15 protein-coding genes are annotated in these 17,514 nt (G+C 69.9%); 7 read left to right on the top strand and 8 right to left on the bottom strand.

Features of this window, described 5'->3' with window-relative positions:
* Positions 1-69: 69 nt before the first annotated feature.
* Positions 70-1,179 (bottom strand): phosphogluconate dehydrogenase (NAD(+)-dependent, decarboxylating), encoded by a 1,110-nt coding sequence (gene gnd, locus BN2660_RS06640; RefSeq protein WP_255305067.1) that lies wholly within the window; start codon positions 1,177-1,179, stop codon positions 70-72.
* 1,047 nt (positions 1,180-2,226) lie between these two features.
* Between gnd and BN2660_RS06635 the strand changes: the two genes are divergently transcribed.
* Positions 2,227-3,405 (top strand): MalY/PatB family protein, encoded by a 1,179-nt coding sequence (locus tag BN2660_RS06635; RefSeq protein WP_255305066.1) that lies wholly within the window; start codon positions 2,227-2,229, stop codon positions 3,403-3,405.
* A 28-nt stretch (positions 3,406-3,433) separates the two neighbouring features.
* Here the strand turns inward: BN2660_RS06635 and BN2660_RS06630 are convergent, their stop codons facing one another.
* The 5 genes from BN2660_RS06630 to BN2660_RS06610 all read right to left on the bottom strand — a co-directional run bounded on the left by BN2660_RS06630 (position 3,434) and on the right by BN2660_RS06610 (position 7,179).
* Complete coding sequence (locus tag BN2660_RS06630) at positions 3,434-4,195, bottom strand: alpha/beta fold hydrolase (RefSeq protein ID WP_091228976.1); 762 nt, start codon at positions 4,193-4,195, stop codon at positions 3,434-3,436.
* Entirely contained in the window at positions 4,192-4,722 is a 531-nt protein-coding gene (locus BN2660_RS06625; RefSeq protein ID WP_091229653.1) for a PadR family transcriptional regulator, read from the bottom strand. The genes BN2660_RS06630 and BN2660_RS06625 overlap by 4 nt, the downstream gene beginning before the upstream one ends.
* A 94-nt stretch (positions 4,723-4,816) precedes the next feature.
* Complete coding sequence (locus tag BN2660_RS06620) at positions 4,817-6,016, bottom strand: MalY/PatB family protein (RefSeq protein ID WP_091228973.1); 1,200 nt, start codon at positions 6,014-6,016, stop codon at positions 4,817-4,819.
* A 138-nt stretch (positions 6,017-6,154) separates the two neighbouring features.
* Entirely contained in the window at positions 6,155-6,952 is a 798-nt protein-coding gene (locus BN2660_RS06615; protein WP_255305065.1) for a 3-keto-5-aminohexanoate cleavage protein, read from the bottom strand.
* Positions 6,952-7,179, bottom strand: a complete 228-nt coding sequence (locus BN2660_RS06610) for a DUF2188 domain-containing protein (protein WP_091228970.1) — start codon at positions 7,177-7,179, stop codon at positions 6,952-6,954. The genes BN2660_RS06615 and BN2660_RS06610 overlap by 1 nt, the downstream gene beginning before the upstream one ends.
* Before the next feature lie 208 nt (positions 7,180-7,387).
* On the opposite strand from BN2660_RS06610, the gene BN2660_RS06605 reads away from it, so the two are divergent.
* The gene (locus BN2660_RS06605) at positions 7,388-8,689 is read left to right on the top strand and encodes a serine/threonine-protein kinase (RefSeq protein ID WP_091228968.1); all 1,302 of its coding nucleotides are present in this window, start codon (positions 7,388-7,390) and stop codon (positions 8,687-8,689) included.
* A 116-nt stretch (positions 8,690-8,805) separates the two neighbouring features.
* Here the strand turns inward: BN2660_RS06605 and BN2660_RS06600 are convergent, their stop codons facing one another.
* Positions 8,806-9,264 (bottom strand): VOC family protein, encoded by a 459-nt coding sequence (locus BN2660_RS06600; RefSeq protein WP_091228963.1) that lies wholly within the window; start codon positions 9,262-9,264, stop codon positions 8,806-8,808.
* Positions 9,265-9,364: 100 nt separating this feature from the next.
* Here BN2660_RS06600 and BN2660_RS06595 point away from each other — a divergent pair, with 100 nt between their 5' ends.
* From BN2660_RS06595 to BN2660_RS06585, 4 genes are all read left to right on the top strand, one after another.
* Positions 9,365-10,306, top strand: a complete 942-nt coding sequence (locus BN2660_RS06595; protein WP_091228961.1) for a helix-turn-helix transcriptional regulator — start codon at positions 9,365-9,367, stop codon at positions 10,304-10,306.
* Between the two features lie 70 nt (positions 10,307-10,376).
* A complete protein-coding gene (gene purL / locus BN2660_RS06590) occupies positions 10,377-12,710 on the top strand; it encodes a phosphoribosylformylglycinamidine synthase subunit PurL (RefSeq protein ID WP_091228958.1) in 2,334 nt (777 codons plus the stop codon).
* Complete coding sequence (locus BN2660_RS16575) at positions 12,707-12,850, top strand: hypothetical protein (protein WP_176697113.1); 144 nt, start codon at positions 12,707-12,709, stop codon at positions 12,848-12,850. The genes purL and BN2660_RS16575 overlap by 4 nt, the downstream gene beginning before the upstream one ends.
* A 322-nt stretch (positions 12,851-13,172) precedes the next feature.
* Entirely contained in the window at positions 13,173-13,880 is a 708-nt protein-coding gene (locus BN2660_RS06585) for a DUF2786 domain-containing protein (protein ID WP_091228954.1), read from the top strand.
* 4 nt (positions 13,881-13,884) lie between these two features.
* On the opposite strand, the gene BN2660_RS06580 is transcribed toward BN2660_RS06585, so the two are convergent.
* Entirely contained in the window at positions 13,885-14,451 is a 567-nt protein-coding gene (locus BN2660_RS06580) for a TetR/AcrR family transcriptional regulator (RefSeq protein ID WP_255305064.1), read from the bottom strand.
* Positions 14,452-14,523: 72 nt separating this feature from the next.
* Between BN2660_RS06580 and BN2660_RS06575 the strand changes: the two genes are divergently transcribed.
* Complete coding sequence (locus tag BN2660_RS06575) at positions 14,524-17,067, top strand: MMPL family transporter (RefSeq protein ID WP_091228949.1); 2,544 nt, start codon at positions 14,524-14,526, stop codon at positions 17,065-17,067.
* Positions 17,068-17,514: the final 447 nt, after the last annotated feature.

Raw genomic sequence — 17,514 nt, 5'->3', positions numbered from 1 at the left:
GATGCCCTTCCTGTCGCGTGGTGCGTTTCGTCTCGGGAGGTTTCGCCGACCGAGCCGAAACGCACCGAACTACTCGGACTCGGCCTTGCGCGCACCGGCCTCGAGCACGTCGCCGGCGGGGAGTTCCTGGTGGCCGCCGAACTGCAGGCGCATCGCGGAGAGGACCTGGTTCGCGAAGCGGTCCTCGTCCCTCGACGCGAAGCGCTCGAACAGCGAGGCCGCGAGCACCGGCACGGGCACCCCGACATCGACCGCCGCCTTGACCGTCCACCGGCCCTCGCCCGAGTCGCTGACGCGTCCGGCCAGACCGTCGAGTGTCGGGTTGTCGACGAGAGCGGCGGCCGTCAGGTCGAGGAGCCAGGAGGAGATCACCGATCCACGACGCCAGAGCTCGGCGACCTTCGACGTGTCGATCGGGAACTGGTAGAACTCCGGCTCTTCCAGCGGCGCGATCTCCGCCGAATGCTCGGCCTCGCGGATGCCGGCATCCGCGTTGTTCAGCAGATTCAGACCCTCGGCGATCGACGCCATGATTCCGTACTCGATGCCGTTGTGCACCATCTTCACGAAGTGCCCCGCACCCGACGGACCGCAATGCAAGAAGCCCTCCTCCTCGGGAGTCAGGTCGCCCGTGCGGCCGGGCGTGCGCTCGATCCCGCCCGGCCCCGGGGCGACGGACCGCAGGATCGGCTCGAGACGCTGCACCGCGGCATCCGGCCCTCCGACCATCAGGCAGTATCCGCGCTCGAGCCCGAAGACGCCGCCGCTCGTTCCCACATCGACGTAGTGGATGCCGCGCTCGCGCAGCGCCGCCGCCCGACGCACGTCGTCGCGGTAGTTCGAGTTGCCGCCGTCGATGAGGATGTCGCCCTCGTCGAGCACGGCCGCGGCCTCATCGGCGACGGCTCCGGTCAGAGAGGCGGGCACCATCATCCACACGGCGCGCGGGGCCTCGAGCTTCGACGCGAGGTCGGCCATGCTGTCGGCGCCGACGGCACCCTCGGCGACCAGCGCCTGCACGGCATCCGCACTCACGTCGTAGACCACGCACTCGTGGCCCGCGCGCATGAGACGGCGCACGATGTTGGCGCCCATCCGGCCGAGTCCGATCATCGCCAGCTGCATGAGAATCCCTTCGTCGCGGCCGACCCGCGGTGCCGCGAGCCGAGTCGGGGTCATCCTCGCACGGTGCCGCGAACGGCTCAATGGCCTTGCGCGTGCGGCGCTGGGTGCGGGGTGGCGGTTGCGGGGGCGGGCGGGGTGCGGGGTCGATTGCGCACCCGTTCGGGTCGGTTTCGGTGCGTTTCTGGCCCCGCATGCGGCTGGGGGGTTGCGGGGGCAGGCGGGGCCACTTCCGCACCCGGACGGGCCGATTCCGGTGCGCTTTTGGCCCCGCACCCGGCTGGGGGTGTCCGCACGTCCGGGCGGGGCCACTTCCGCACGCGTTCGGCCCGATTCCGGTGCGCTTTTGGCCCCGCACCCGCCTGCGGGCGTGCGCGTGTCCGACGCGGGGCCACTTCCGCACCCGAAGGAGCCCATTCCGGTGCGCTTCTGGCCCCGCATCCGGCTGGGGGCGTGCGCGTGTCCGACGCGGGGCCACTTCCGCATCCGCTAGGGCCGAATCCGGTGCGCTTTTGCCCCGCATCCGGCTGGGGGCGTGCGCGTGTCCGACGCGGGGCCACTTCCGCACCCGAACAAGCCGATTCCGGTGCGTTTCTGGCCCCGCAGCCGGCTGGGGCGCCGGCACATCCGGGGCGGGGCCACTTCCGCACCCGAACGGGCCGGGCGCGGTGCGTTTCTGGCCCCGCATGGGGCTGGGGCACCCGCACGTCCGACGCGGGGTCAATTCCGCATCCGCTCGGCCCGATCCCGGTGCGCTTTTGGCCCCGCGACCGGCTGGGGGCGTGCGCACATCCGACGCGGGGCCACTTCCGCATCCGTTCGGACCGGGCGCGGTGCGTTTCTGGCCTCGCACCCGGCTGGGGCATGCGCATGTCCGACGCGGGGTCACTTCCGCATCCGCTCGGGCCGAATCCGGTGCGTTTCTGGCCCCGCACCGGCTGGGGGCGTGGGCGTGTCCGACGCGGGGCCAATTCCGCACCCAAACACCCCAAGCCCGGTGCGTTTCTGGCCCCGCAACCATCCAACGGCACCCGCCGAACGACCCCCGACCGGACCGGAACTGGAAGGATTGAAGGACCAGCCCGACGACCCAGAGGAGGCAGCGTGACCCCCGGCACGTTCGACCTGATCACCCAAGACGACCTGCGCAGCGCGGGCAGCGTCAAGTGGACGATGTTCCCCGACACGATCGGCGCCTTCGTCGCGGAGATGGACTTCGGACTCGCGCCCGCGATCAACGACGCCGTCTCGGGCGCTCTCGACCGGGGCCTGACCGGGTATCTTCCCGCACCGGTGGCGGCGCAGCTCTCCGAGTCGACCGCCCGCTGGTACGCCGACTCGTACGGCTGGAGCATCGACCCCGAGCGGGTGCACCACGTCCCGGATGTGATCGCGGCGTTCGAGCTCGCGATCGAGCACTTCACGACGCACGGTGCGGCGGTCATCGTGCCCACTCCCGCGTACATGCCGTTCCTCATGGTGCCGCCGATGCGGGGCCGACGGGTCATCGAGGTGCCGAGCATCGAGGTCGACGGGCGCTGGGTGATGGACCTGGATGCCGTCGCGCAGGCGTTCCGCGACGGCGGCGAGATGCTCGTGCTCTGCAACCCGCACAACCCGCTCGGCACGGTCGCGACGCGCGACGAGCTGCTCGCCATCGCGTCGGTCGTGACGGATGCCGGGGGTCGCGTGTTCTCGGACGAGATCCACGCCCCGATCGTCTACGCGCCGGCTCGGCACGTTCCGTACGCATCGGTCTCGGCGGAGGCCGCCGCGCACACTCTGACGGCGACGTCGGCGTCGAAGGCGTGGAACCTCGCGGGGCTCAAGTGCGCGCAGATCATCCTCTCGAACGACGCGGATGCCGAGCTCTGGGAGCGCATCGGCTTCTGGGCCGGGCACGGCACGTCGACGCTCGGAGTCATCGCGAACACCGCGGCCTACACGGCGGGGAGCGACTGGCTCGACGAGGTCGTGGAGTACCTCGACGGCAACCGGCGGATGCTGGCGCAGCTCGTCGAGGAGAAGCTGCCCGGCGTGCGGATGATCACCCCCGAGGGGAGCTACATCGCGCTGCTGGACCTCCGCGAGACGGGGTTGACCGGCGATCTCGGCGAGTGGTTCCGGGACAACGCCGGGGTCGCGATGACGGACGGCGCGGCGTGCGGCGAGGCCGCCATCGGCTTCACGCGCTTCGTCTTCGCGCTGCCCCGACCCGTGCTGGTCGAGGCGGTCGAGCGGATCGCCGCGGCGCTGGAGAAGCGAGCCGCGTCCGTGCGCTGAGGACGGACCCAGCCACGACCTGCCTCGTTCAACGACCGGAGGGCACGGTCCGATCGTCCACGAAGTCGACGATCGTGCGCGTGAACAGCTCGGGGTCCTTGATGCTCCAGATGTGAGGCATCCGCGGCGCGATCCAGGTGCGGGTCTGCGGCATAGCGAGCCGGAGCGCAGGGAACGCCCGCTGCACGTCCTTCGGCTCGCGCTCGCCCGCGATCGCCAGCATCGGCCCCTCGTAGTCGAACCGCCCCTGGGGCATCGATCCGTCGAAGATCTCCCCGTACATCGCGTGCGCCGTCTGCGGGCTCACGCCCATGCCGGCGGCGATGAACTGCTCACGGGCGTCGGCGGGGATCCGGAACATCGCCGCCTGCATCCGCCAGAACCAGCGCCGATCCCAGGCCCGCAGCTGCAGCTCGGCAACCCGCCGCTGGGCGCCGCTGACGCCGACCATCATGGCCCCGGTGACCATGCACGAACGCACGACATCCGGATGCCGCGCGGCCAGATGCACGGCGATGACCGCTCCCATCGAGAGGCCGACGACATGAGCGCGCCCATCCACCGCACGCTCGCGGATGATGCGGGCGATGTCGTCGGCTGCGCCGGCGAGCCCCGGCCATGCCTCCGCGGCCCGGGCGTTGAAGCCGACGACATCCGGAGTGATCACGTGTCGCCCCGCGAGACCTTCGACCTGCGGCTCCCACATCCAGGCCCCGACGTTGCCGCCGTGCAGCAGGATGATCGACTCCCCTGTGCGCTCGCCGTGCTCGAGCGGATACTCCGCGTTCATCGTTCGCCCCCGACCGCCGTGACGGATGCCCTGGTCGCCTCGAGCCAGGCGAGCTCGCTCTCGCCCTGGCGGATGCCCGCCTCCCGCGTGGCCATTCGCAGGACGGCACCCAGATCGCCGCTCGCGGCAGGGAGCGCCTGCAGCTGGTCGAGCGCCGCCCGAACCTGCTCCTCGCGCTCGTCGAGAAGGGCGAGGATGCCGTCGACCCCGAGCGGAGCGGCGAAGAACAGGCGCGCGAGGAAGGGCTCCTTCGGCTTCAGGTCGTCGATCGGGGCCTGAAGCCACTCCGTCAGCTCGGTCCGCCCGGCATCCGTCAACGAGTGCACGCGCCGGTCGGGCTTGCCCTGCTGCGCGATGGTCTCGGTCGCGATCGCCCCCTCGGACTCGAGGCGGTCGAGGGTGCGATAGATCTGCGACTGGTCGGCATGCCAGAAGTGGGCGACGGAGCGCGCGAATGCCCGGCCCAGGTCGTATCCGCTCTGGGGGGCGAGGTCGAGGAGACCGAGGATCGCGTGACGAAGCTGCATGGTCATATAGGACCACACATATATAGGAGTGTGCAAGTATGCGAATCCTGCGACACGAGTCAGCCCGAGTCTGCGGCGCTCGACCGCCGCGGAGTCAGCGCGAGCGCACCGCATCCCCCATCGCGGCGATCGCCTCGCGCAGGATCGGCCGCGGCGTCGCGAAGACGATCCGCACGAAACCCTCGTACCCGCGTCCGAGCAGCGCGCCCTCGGTCAGCACGACGCCGGCGTTCTCGCGGAAGAACGCTGCCGGTGGACCGGCGATCCCGAGCGCGGCCGTGTCGATCCACCCGATGTACGTCGCCTCGGGAGACCGGAGCACCGCACCCGGCAGGTGCTCGTCCACGAGAGAGGCGAGCACCCCGCGCGTCTCGGAGAGATACGAGAGCACTCCGTCGAGCCACGGCTTCCCCGTCCGATAGGCCGCCGTGGAGGCCACCACTCCCAGGGTCGAGGCTCCGTGCTGCACCGAGAAACCGAACCGCCGGTACCGGGCCTGGTCGGCGTCGTTCGACAGCACGAGCTGCGCCGCCTTCAGCCCTGGGACGTTCCACGCCTTCGAAGCGCTCGTGCCGGTCACGGTATGCGCGGCCGAAGCCTCGGACACGGATGCATACGGCACGAACGGCCGCCCGTCGAAGCGCAAAGGCGCGTGGATCTCATCGGCGAACACCCGCCCACCGTGCCGGTCGACGATCGCCGCGATGGCCTCGAGCTCCTCACGACCCGCGATCGTTCCGGTCGGGTTGTGCGGGTTGCACAGGATCAGCGTGCGCGCACCCGCTGCGAACGCCTCGTCTATGCGCTGCAGATCGTGCTGCCAGCGCAGCCCGCCCGCCGCGTCCGTGAGCTCGACACCCGGGACCTCGATCACCGGATGCCCGATCGTCGGCAGATATGTCAAGAACGGCATATACGCCGGAGTCGGCACGATCACGGCCGATCCCTCGGGCGCGTACTCCTCGACCGCGACGCGCAGCGCGGCCATCACGTCGGACACCGGGTGCACGCGCTCGGGGTCCACCGCCCACCCGTACTCCTCCTGCATCCATTCGGCAGTCGCGGCACCGAGCTCGGCAGCGAGCGCCGGCGAGAGGTAGCCGAGCGTCTCCTCATCAATCGCCCGATGCAGGGCCGCGGTGATCTCCGGCGCGACCCCGAAGTCCATCTCCGCGACCCAGGCACCGATCCGACCGGGATGCAGGCTCCACTTACGGCTCTCGGGACGGTCGAGGCTCCACCTCGTCCGCAGGTCGAACGGATGCTGCGCGGAGCGCGTGCGCGCGTCTGCCATGGCGTGCGGCTCTCAGAGGACTCGACATCGCTGCGGGCGAGCGTGTCCGCGGGCGGTTGTCTGAATAGGGGGCACGGCGACTCCTCGGGGCAGAAGTTCCCAATCTAGGGATGCCCGCGCGTCGACGCGAGTCGGGTGTCAATCCGTGACAGCGGATGCGTCGGCGGAGCCCGTCCGCTGAGCCGCGGCGACGAACCCGAGAGCCGCCCGTACGAGCGCGGCGTTGTCGGGAGCCGTCTGCCCGTCAGGCAGGGTCAGCGTGTCCTCCAGGCCGATGCGCGAATCGTGTCCGAGCTCGACCGCCAGCAAGAAGGTCGGCCACGCCGACCGCCCTTCGCCGTGCAGCAGGATCGGGATGCTCGGCTCGTCGAGTTCGATGTGCGCGATGAGTCCCTGGGCGTGTCCGCGCACCGAATCCGCGGCCTCGTCGGGCAGCTCGACGAGGATCCGCCGGCAGGCACCGCGTGCCGGCGAGCGCCTCCAGGCCTCGAGCCCGGCCCCATCCCAGATGCCCGCTTCGACCTCGACGCCTCGCCGGTGCAACGCGGCAGCCACCTCGTCGGCACCTGCCTCATGCCAGTTCACCGAGGCGAAGTCCGGGAGGTCGGTCCATCCGTCGACCACTGCGACCCTGGCATCAGGATCGGGCTCGGTCCACGCACCGGTCGTCACGCCGATCGGCACACCGGGACACGCCTCTCTCAGCGCCCGCAGCCACCGCGCGACATCGTCGGGTGCGAGGCTGTCTTGCCCTTCGGCATCCTTCGGGTGGACGTGGATCTCCTCCGCCCCGATGGCCACCGCTCGCGCCGCCTCGACCCCTGCGAGAGTCGCGTCGGCACTGAGCGCCGGATGCTGCACCACGGGCCGCGCGCCGTTGATGCAGGCCTGCACCAGCATCCGTCGTCCTTCCGTCTCGGAACCCGCGGGCTCCATCAGTTCATGAGATCGCGCGGATGCCAGTCGTAGAGGTTTCCGGTCTCCGATGGGCCCTCCTCGGTGCGGACGGTGTGCTGCACCTGGCGGGCTGTGGCCGCGCCGCGCCCGACACGGATCGCCTCTTCCTGACTCTCGAAGCTCGAACCCAACGTCCGCGATTCGCCTTCGATGCGGTTGAACCAGATGCCGTCGCGGGGGAACGTCTCGATATCGCCTGCAGCCATGAGGTGTCCTCTCTGTCTACGACCTTTCTACGCGAGAGGTCGGACATCGGCAGAGGGGCTTGACACATCGCGCGATGCCCGCCGGATTCGCATGTTCCCGAGAACGCATTCACCGATTCGCCATCTCGTCAAGGGTGCTTGCGAACATGCCGGGCAGGCGTACTTTACGAGCTGTGCATGACCCGGATGCTGCTGCGAGGAGTGAGCGATGACGCTGGAGGTGATGTCGCCGACGGCGGCACTGCTCGACGGACGCTACATACTGCACGACCGCGTCGGACGAGGCGGCATGGCGACGGTGTACCGCGCCGAGGACACCCACCTCGGTCGGACGGTCGCGATCAAGATGCTGCACGAGGGCGAGGGCGCGGTGACGTCCGCCGAGCGCGCGCACAACGAGAAGATGCTGCTCGCGTCGGTGAGCCATCCCGCGCTGGTGACTCTCTTCGACGCGCAGCTCGAACCGCGTCGGCCGCAGTACCTCGTGATGGAGTACGTCGACGGCCCGACCCTCGCCGACCGCATGTCCTCCGGCCCGCTGCCGCCCCGCCAGGTCGCCCGCCTCGCCCGCGATCTCGCTCAAGGGCTCGCCACGGTTCATGCGGCCGGCATCGTCCACCGCGACGTGAAACCGTCGAACGTGCTGCTCGCCCGCGGCCAGGACGGATCGTGGACCGCGAAGCTCGCCGACTTCGGGATCGCCTGCTCCCTCGACAGCACCTCGCGTCTGACGTCGCCCGGCATCGTGCTCGGGACGCTCACGTACATGGCACCGGAGCAGTTGCGGGATGCCGAGCCCGGAACCCCGGTCGACATCTTCTCTCTCGGACTCGTCCTCGTCGAAGCGCTGACCGGTGAGGCCGGATACCCCGCGATCGGGACGGGTCGCGCGGCGGCTGTCGCCCGGCTGCTCAACCCGCCGACGATCTCGGAGAAGGTCACCGACGAGTGGCGGGGCCTGCTCGAGCGGATGACCGATCTCGAGCCGGAGGCGCGGCCGACGGCACCCGAGGTCGTCCGCGCCGCGCGGGAGCTCATGCGGACATCGTCGTCGGCGGCGGTCGTCGCTGCAGCGCCGCCCGTCGCTGCAGACCGGACGACGCAGGAGCAGCCCGCATCGACGTCCGCGACCGCCGTCGTCTCCGCCGATTCTCCGCGCTCGCGGGTCCGCCGACGCGTGATCGGAGGAGTCGCCGCACTCGTCGCGATCGGGGCGATCACCACGGGTTTCGCGACCGCCGTGACCCCGGTCGCCGGCGGAAGCCGCGTCGTTTCCGCGTCGGTGGTCAGGACAGCCGTGCCCGCCGAGACGGTGACCACGACTCCGGTGACCGTCCCTGCCCCGGAGGCCCCCGCGGCGCCGGTCGTCCCGGCCGTCGAGGAGACGAAGGACGAGAAGGGCGAGAACGGCAACTCCGGCAAGGGAAAGCCGGACAACTCTGGTAACTCCGGTAACTCCGGTAACTCGGGTAACTCGGGTAACTCGGACAAGGGCAAGAAGGACAAGTAGCGCGCGGAGCGGGCGTGCACGATTCAGCATGGATCGCGCCGAGGCGCCCTAGACAGCGCTTATCCGGCCCGACCGCCCCGTTCTTGCTGAATTGTGCACGCCCGACGGCTCAGACCTCAGCCCGCGGCCGCGACGTCCATCACCCAGGTCACGCCGAACTGGTCGGTCAGCATGCCGAAACCGGGCGACCAGGCCGACGCGGCGAGGGGCTCGACGACGGTGGCGCCGTCTGACAGAGCGTCCCAGTACCGGCTGAGCTCGTCGAGCGAGTCGGCCCGCAGCGACTGGAAGAACGTGCGGTCGGTGATGGTCGTCCCGTTCTCCCGACGGGTCGTTCCCGCGGTGACGTCCGCAGGACCCTCGACCCCCGGAACGTCGTACGCCATGAGGCGGAACCCGTCGGCGGCGACGACCTGACCGAACACGACCTTGTCGGCGCCGGGCACGTCGGCGGGCATCCCGAAGTCGCCGTAGGTCGCGAGGCTCACCTCCCCGCCGAACACCGAGCCGTAGAACTCGAGGGCCTGGCGGGCGGAGCCGCGGAAGTTGAGGTGGGTAGTGGTGGCGATGGACATGGCGTCTCCTTGTCGGACGATGTGCGGCGGATGCCGGTGGGACCACGATCACAGCAGTAGAGGTCAGCTTCGGTCCGCTACCTCTACGAGACTGGATGCCATGACAGGGAGCTCCTCGCGCATGCTCGCTCTGCTCTCGCTGCTGCAGACGCCGCGGGATTGGCCCGGACGCGTGCTGGCCGACCGCCTCGACGTCACCCCTCGCACCGTGCGCCGCGACGTCGAGCGGCTGCGCGAGCTGGGGTACCGCATCACCGCGATCAAGGGCCCGGACGGCGGATACCGCCTCGCCGCAGGGTCGGAGCTCCCTCCTCTACTCTTCGACGACGCGCAGGCCGTGGCGATCGCGGTCGCACTGCAGAACGTTCCGGCCTCGGGCATCGACATCGACGAAGGGGCCGCGCGCGCACTCGCGACGGTGCGTCAGGTCATGCCGTCCCGACTACGGCATCGGATCGACGGCATCCGCTTCTCCGGTGCGTCGAACGAGACGCGTGTCGACCCGGCCGTGCTCGAGGCCGCGAGCGCCGCGGTGCACGACAGGGTGGTGCTGCGCTTCGATTACGGGTCCGCCGAGAGACCACCGCGGCGCACCGAGCCGCACGCCGTGGTCGCCCGAGAGGGCCGCTGGTACCTGCTCGCCTGGGATCTCGACGTCGACGACTGGCGCACGTTCCGGCTCGATCGCACGGCCCCGCGCATCCCGACCGGCCCGCGTTTCACCCCACGACCGCTGCCGGCCGCCGACGCGCAGACGTACCTCGCCGCCCGCGCGAAGGGGTCGGATGCCGAAGACCGATGGCCCTGCGTCGGAGAGCTCGTCGTCGAGCTGCCCGCGCGCGACGTCGCGAGATGGGCCGGTTCCGACGGCACCGTCGAGGCACTCGACGAGAGGTCGTGCCGCGTCACCGTCGGATCGTGGTCCTGGGTCGGCATCCTCGCCTCGATCGCCCGCTTCGACGCGCCCTTCACCGTCGTCGGGCCGCCTGCCCTGGCCGACGCCGCACGCACGCTCGCCGAGCGCTTCGGCACCTCATCCTGACCGCGCCGAGGCCCCCGGCATCCCCCGGTAGACTGGACGACGCCCGCCGGCCCCTTCCCTAGGAGTGCGCGTGACCACCGCCCCTGCACCTGCCCACAAGCACGTCCCCGACTCCGTCGAGAACGCGACCGCGACTCCGGAGAAGGAGCAGCCGTACGCAGCGCTGGGCCTCAAGGACGACGAGTACGCCCGCATCAAGGAGATCCTGGGCCGCCGCCCCACTTCGGGCGAGCTGGCCATGTACTCGGTGATGTGGTCTGAGCACTGCTCGTACAAGTCGTCGAAGAACTACCTGCGCCGCTTCGGCCAGAAGGTCTCGGATGAGATGAAGGAACGCCTCATGGTGGGCATGGGCCAGAACGCGGGCGTCATCGACGTCGGCGAGGGCTGGGCCGTCACCTTCAAGGCCGAGAGCCACAACCACCCGAGCTTCATCGAGCCGTTCCAGGGTGCGGCGACCGGCGTCGGCGGCATCGTCCGCGACATCATCTCGATGGGCGCCCGTCCGGTCGCGGTCATGGACGCCCTGCGCTTCGGCGCGATCGACCACCCCGACACGGCCCGCGTCGTGCACGGCGTCACCAGCGGCATCAGCTTCTACGGCAACTGCCTCGGCCTGCCGAACATCGGCGGCGAGACGGTCTTCGACTCCGTCTACCAGGCCAACCCGCTCGTCAACGCCCTCGCGGTCGGCGTCCTGCGTCACGAAGACCTCAAGCTCGCCAACGCCACCGGTGTCGGCAACAAGGTCGTGCTCTTCGGTGCTCGCACAGGCGGCGACGGCATCGGCGGTGCCAGCATCCTGGCATCCGACTCGTTCGACAGCACCGGCCCCACCAAGCGCCCCGCCGTGCAGGTGGGCGACCCGTTCGCCGAGAAGGTGCTCATCGAGTGCTGCCTCGAGCTGTACCGCGGCGAGCTCGTCGAGGCCATCCAGGACCTCGGTGCCGCCGGCATCTCCTGCGCGACCAGCGAGCTCGCGGCCAACGGCAACAGCGGCATGAAGGTCTCGCTCGACAACGTGCTGCTGCGTGATCCCTCGCTCACGGCCGAGGAGATCCTCATGTCCGAGTCGCAGGAGCGCATGATGGCGATCGTGGCGCCCGAGAAGCTCGACGCGTTCATGGCCGTCGTCGACAAGTGGGAGGTCGAGACGTCGGTGCTCGGCGAGGTCACCGGCGATGGACGCCTCATCATCGACTGGCAGGGCGAGCGCATCGTCGACGTCGACCCCTCGACCGTCGCGGTCGACGGACCGGTCTACGACCGCCCGGTCGCATACCCGACGTGGATCGACGCGCTGCAGGCGGATGCTGCGGAGGACCTGCCCCGCTCGAACGACCCCGAGGTGCTGCGCGAGCAGTTCCTGAGCCTCGTCGCTTCGCCGAACCTGGCCGACACGAGCTGGATCACCAACCAGTACGACTACTACGTGCTCGGCAACACGGCGCTGGCGTTCCCCGACGACGCCGGCATGATCCGCGTCGACGAGGAGTCGGGCCTGGGCTTCGCGATCTCGACCGACGCCAACGGCCGCTACTGCCAGCTCGACCCGTATGCCGGTGCGCAGCTCGCCCTCGCCGAGGCGTACCGCAACGTCGCCGTCACGGGCGCCGTGCCCACCGCGATCACCGACTGCCTGAACTTCGGCTCCCCCGAGAACCCCGAGGTCATGTGGCAGTTCGGGCAGACCGTCGACGGTCTCGCCGACGGATGCTACGAGCTCGGCACCCCGGTCACCGGCGGCAACGTGTCGTTCTACAACCAGACCGGCGACGTGCCGATCCACCCGACCCCGCTCGTGGGCGTGCTCGGCATCATCGACGACGTCTCGCGCCGCATCCCCTCGGGGTGGCAGGACGAGGGTCAGAACATCTACCTGCTCGGCACGACCAAGACCGAGCTGTCGGGGTCGGCGTGGGCCGAGACCGTGCACCAGCACCTCGGCGGACGCCCGCCGGTCGTGGACCTCCCCGGGGAGAAGCGCCTCGCGGGTCTGCTGTCGGCAGCCCGTGACGAGTGGCTGGTCTCCTCGGCGCACGACGTGTCGGAGGGTGGCCTCGCGCAGGCCCTCGCCGAGGGCGTCTCGCGCTTCGGCATCGGCGCGCGCGTCTGGCTGAACGAGATCCTCGAGCGTGACGGCGTGGACGCGGCATCCGCCCTGTTCTCGGAGTCCACCGGACGCGTCATCGTGACCGTGCCGCGCGAGGACGACGTGAAGTTCCGCGGACTCTGCGAAGGCCGCGACTACCCGGTCATGCGCATCGGCGTGACCGACAGCGAGGGCGCGAAGCTCGAGGTGCAGGACGTCTTCACGGTTCCGATCGCCGAGATCCGCGAGCGCTCGCGCGCCACGCTGCCCGCCGCCTTCGGACCGACCGTCGCCGAGCCGGTGACCGCATGAGCGGAGACGGCCTGAGCGAGGACTACGGCGACCTCGGCGAGAAGCGCAACCGTCGCATGCGGATCGTCGCCTGGACCGTCATCGTGGCGCTGATCCTCGGTGGCGGCGGCGCGACCGTGATCACCCTGCTGCTCGGCTGAGTCGGCGTCTTCTCGGGTCTGGGTCCTGGGTCCTGTTATTGGTCTTGGGTCCTGTTTTTGGTCCTGGGTCCTGGGTCCTGGGTTCCGTTTTTCGTCTCGTCCGAGCACACCTTCGGAGCCGGCGGACGACACGCCGGTGAATACCGCCGACATCACGGCGTGTCGACGGTGACGTCCGAAGCTGTGCACGGCTGACCCTGCAGCATCCTCTTCTGCACCGGCGTGCCCTGATTCGACTTTGTGCACAGGGGCCGAGATCAGGCCGCCGAATGTAGGCACCCCCGCGAAGGATTCGAGGCATCACAGATCCAAGGGGGATGCCATGACCGAAGCGAAACTCGACCTGATCGCCAAGCTGCTGGCGAAGGCCGAGAGCACGACGCCCGAAGAGGCCGAGGCGCTGACCGCGCACGCCGAGCGGCTGATCGTGAAGTACGGGATCGAGCAGGCGCAGATCGACGAACGGCGGGGGCTTCTCGGGCATGCGCAGGAGCAGATCGTGACCGAGCGGATGCTGTTCCGCGGCGTCTACGCGAAGGATCTTCGCGAGATCGGCATCGGCGTGGCGAGAGGACTCGGCGCCGTCCGACCGGTTCTCGCCGAATACCCGCCGATCGCCGGCCTGCTGCTGGTGGGCTGCTCCTCCGATGTGGCGCAGGTGCAGACGCTGACGGCCAGCCTGCAGGTGCAGGCGATGGTCGCGATGCGCAGCTGGTGGCTCGTGCACCGAGACCGCTACGTCGGCCAGCGAGAGGGTGTGAAGAGACGGGCGCGCAGCGGCTTCCTCCGCGGCTTCGCCGCGGGGGCCATGAGCCGGATAGACGAGAGCCGCCGCGTCGCAGTCGAAGACAGCGGCACGGGAACGGCGCTGGTCCTCGCGTCGCGCCGACACCGAGTCGATGCGGCGGTCGACGAGATGCGCACCACTCACGCTCGGCGACGGCGGGGTGCGGATTCGGCGTCCTTCGCCTTCGGACATCGATCGGGCCGCGAAGCCCGTACCGGAGGGCGCCCGGTGTCGGCGGGATGATCCGTCAGGAGAACAGGAACCGGACGAGCTGCACGATCGACTCCGGGTCGTGATGCTCGCGTCCGAGGGACTCGACGATGACCGCGCCGAGAATCGCCCGGCCGATCTGCTCGACGGGTGCATCCTGAGGCAGCTGGCCGTCGCGGATGCCGCTGCGCAAGCGCACCGCGAGGTGCTTCTCGACGCCCAGGCTCTCGCCGAGATGTGCGCCGACACCGGCATCCTCGGTCGCCGCGGCGACGAGCGAGCGCAGGAGGACCCCGCCCTCGGGAGCATCGAGGATCGACAGCACGCTGCGCAGCCAGGTCTCCACATCCGCGGCGAGGTCACCGGTGTCGGGGACGTCGAAGTCCACAGGTATGAGGCGCCCTTCGGCCAGGCACTCGCCGATGAGCGCGCCGCGCGACGGCCACCACCGATAGATGGTCTGCTTGCCTACGCCGGCCTCTTTGGCAATGCCCTCGATCGTGAGCCGGTCATAGCCTTGATTGTGGAAGAGGCGGGCGGTCGCATCGAGGATCGCTTCACGCGCGGCGGTGCTGCGCACGGGTCCGCTTCGATGCTCATTCACCACCCGTTCAGGATAACCACAGATCCCTAGACGATACGCACCGTATGATCTATCCGTCTGAAGGAGAATGTCTTGGCTTCACTGCTGTACCGTCTGGGTTCCTTGGCCGCGCGCAGAGCGTGGACGGTGATCGTGTCCTGGGTCGTGATCCTCGGCCTCGGCGTCGGCGCCTTCCTGACGCTCGGCGGCACGCTGAGCAACAGCTTCGACATCCCGGGCACTGCGTCGGGGGCGGTGACCGACCAGCTCGCCGATAAGCTGCCCGACACGGCAGGCGGCACGGGAACCGTGGTCTATCGGACGACCGACGGCTCCGCCTTCACCGATGAGCAGAAGGCCGAGATCTCCGACCTCGCGTCCAGCGCCGAGGACCTCGACGGCGTCGCCTCGGTCGTCGACCCGTTCGAGGCGCAGCAGCAGCAGGACGACCAGGCGCAGCAGCTCGCCGACGGTGAGCAGCAGCTCGCTGACGGGCGGGCGCAGCTGGATGCCGGGCAGGCTCAGCTCGACGCAGGCCGCGCGCAGCTGGATGCCGGCCTCGAGCAGCTGACGGGTGCACGGGCGCAGGCCGAAGCCGCCGGCGCCCCGCCGCAGCAGCTGGCCGCTCTCGACGCACAGCTGGCCGCGCTCGACGCACAGCTCGCCCAGCTCGAGGCGCAGCAGAAGACCATCGACGAGGGTCGGGCCGAACTCGATGCGAACGCCGAGCAGGCCGAGCTCGGATCCACGTTGCTCGACCTCGCGAACGGCATCGGCGTCGTCTCCGAAGACGGCTCCACCGCGATCGTGAACGTGTCGTTCGAAGACCCGCGCCTCGAGCTCTCCGAAGAGGTCAAGCAGGGAACGATCGATCACTTCGAGTCCTCTCCCATCGACGGCGTGGAGGTCGACTTCGGCACCGACATCGCCCAGGGCGTCCCTGAGATCTTCGGCGTCGGCGAGGCCATCGGCTTGGCTTTCGCCGCGATCGTCCTCATCGTCATGCTCGGCTCGCTCATCGGCGCCGCGCTGCCCATCGTGACCGCCGTCGTCGGCGTCGGAGTCGGCGTGACGGCATCCCTCGCCTTCTCGGGCGTCGTGGACATGGCATCCGTCACTCCCGTGCTCGGTGTCATGCTCGGACTCGCCGTCGGCATCGACTACTCGCTCTTCATCGTCAACCGCCACCGCAAGCAGTTGCTGAACGGCGTCCCGGTTCGCGAGTCCATCGGTCTCGCCACCGGCACATCCGGCACCGCCGTCGTGTTCGCCGGGACAACGGTCATCGTCGCGCTGCTCGCACTGAACGTCACGGGCGTGCCCTTCCTCGGACTCATGGGCACGGTCGGCGCGGTCTGCGTCGCCGTCGCGGTGCTCGTGGCGATAACCCTGGCTCCGGCCGTGCTCGGACTCGTCGGCACCCGTCTGCTCAACCGCAAGGCGCGCGCCACGATCGGGAAGCCGCACGCCGCGGGCAAGCCCGTGAGGCAGATGTCGACGATCCGCGCGATCGCGACGGTGCTCGTCAGTGTGGTCGGCCTGCTGGCGATCGCCATTCCGGCGATGTCGATGCGCCTCGGCCTCCCCGACGGTGCCAGCGAGCCCTCTGACTCGACCAGCTACCGTGCGTTCCATGTCGTCGACGACCAGTTCGGCGAGGGTGCGAACGGCCCGCTCCTGGTCACCGCCACCCTCGATGACGCGGTGAGCGACGACGACCTGCTCGCCACGCAGGTGGAGGTCGCCCAGAAGATCGCCGACCAGGACGACGTCGTCGCCGTGGCGCCCATCGCGGCCTCCGACGACAACACGCTGCTCGCCTTCCAGGTGCTGCCCGCAGAAGGGCCGAACAGCGTCTCTACCGAGAAGCTCGTGCAGGACATCCGCGCGCTCCCGCAGCTCGACGGTGGCATCACGCTCGGCGTCGCCGGTCAGGCGGCCACGAACATCGACATCTCCGAGGCCCTCGCCGACGTGCTGCCGCTGTACCTCGTGGTCGTGGTCGGACTCTCGCTGCTCATCATGATCGTCGTGTTCCGCTCCCTTCTCGTGCCGATCATCGCCACGGGAGGGTTCGTGCTGTCGCTCTTCGCGACGTACGGCCTCATCGTCGCGGTGTTCCAGTGGGGCTGGGGCGCCGACCTCATCGGGCTGCACAGCACCGGGCCCATCCTGAGCTTCCTGCCGGTGATCCTCGTCGGCATCCTCTTCGGGCTCGCGATGGACTACCAGCTCTTCCTCGCTTCAGGTATGCGCGAGGCGTACGTGCACGGATCCTCGGCTCGGGATGCCGTCGCTCAGGGCTTCCGTGCCGGACGCTCGGTCGTCGTCGCGGCGGCGCTGATCATGGTGTCGGTGTTCGGCGGGTTCATCTTCTCGGAGTCGACCATCATCCGCTCGATCGGCTTCGGCCTCGCCTTCGGCGTGCTACTCGATGCCTTCGTCGTGCGGATGCTGCTCATGCCGGCGCTCATGCACCTTCTCGGCCGATCCGCCTGGTGGCTGCCGAAGTGGCTCGACCGCATCCTGCCCAACGTCGACATGGAGGGCGCCGCCCTCGAACGCGACCACCCCGGCGTGCGGACCGACACCATCACGGTCGTGCCTCGCGACGAGAAGTCCACCTCTCGGCACTGAGCCGCGGCGCGGCGCCTGTGTGCCGCGCCGCAGCCCCCTGTCGGGCGGCCCCCCGCACCCTGTCGGGATGCCCGCCGCACCCTGTCGGGCGGAGAACTCCGTCATGGGCGGACACCCACGACCCGAATCTCCGCCCAACGGCGAGAACTCCGCCCCACGGGGAGACGCGCACCCGAGGCACTGATCCACCTCACGCACTCCGTCCAATGACCCCAGGCACCCTGTCGGGCGGAGAACTCCGACATGGGCGGACGCCCACGACCCGAAGCTCCGCCCAACGGGGAGAACTCCGCCCCACCGGGAGGCGCGCACCCGAGGCACTGATCCACCTCACGGCACCCCGTCGACCGACCCCCCGCACCCTGTCGGGCGGAGAACTCCGTCACGGGCGGACGCCCACGGCCCGAATCTCCGCCCAACGGGGAGAACTCCGCCCCACGGGGAGGC

The organism is Microbacterium sp. 3J1, assembly GCF_001049495.1.
Lineage (GTDB): Bacteria > Actinomycetota > Actinomycetes > Actinomycetales > Microbacteriaceae > Microbacterium.
The sequence above is the reverse complement of the archived record's forward strand: the minus strand, read 5'-3'. Positions and strand labels throughout refer to the sequence as shown.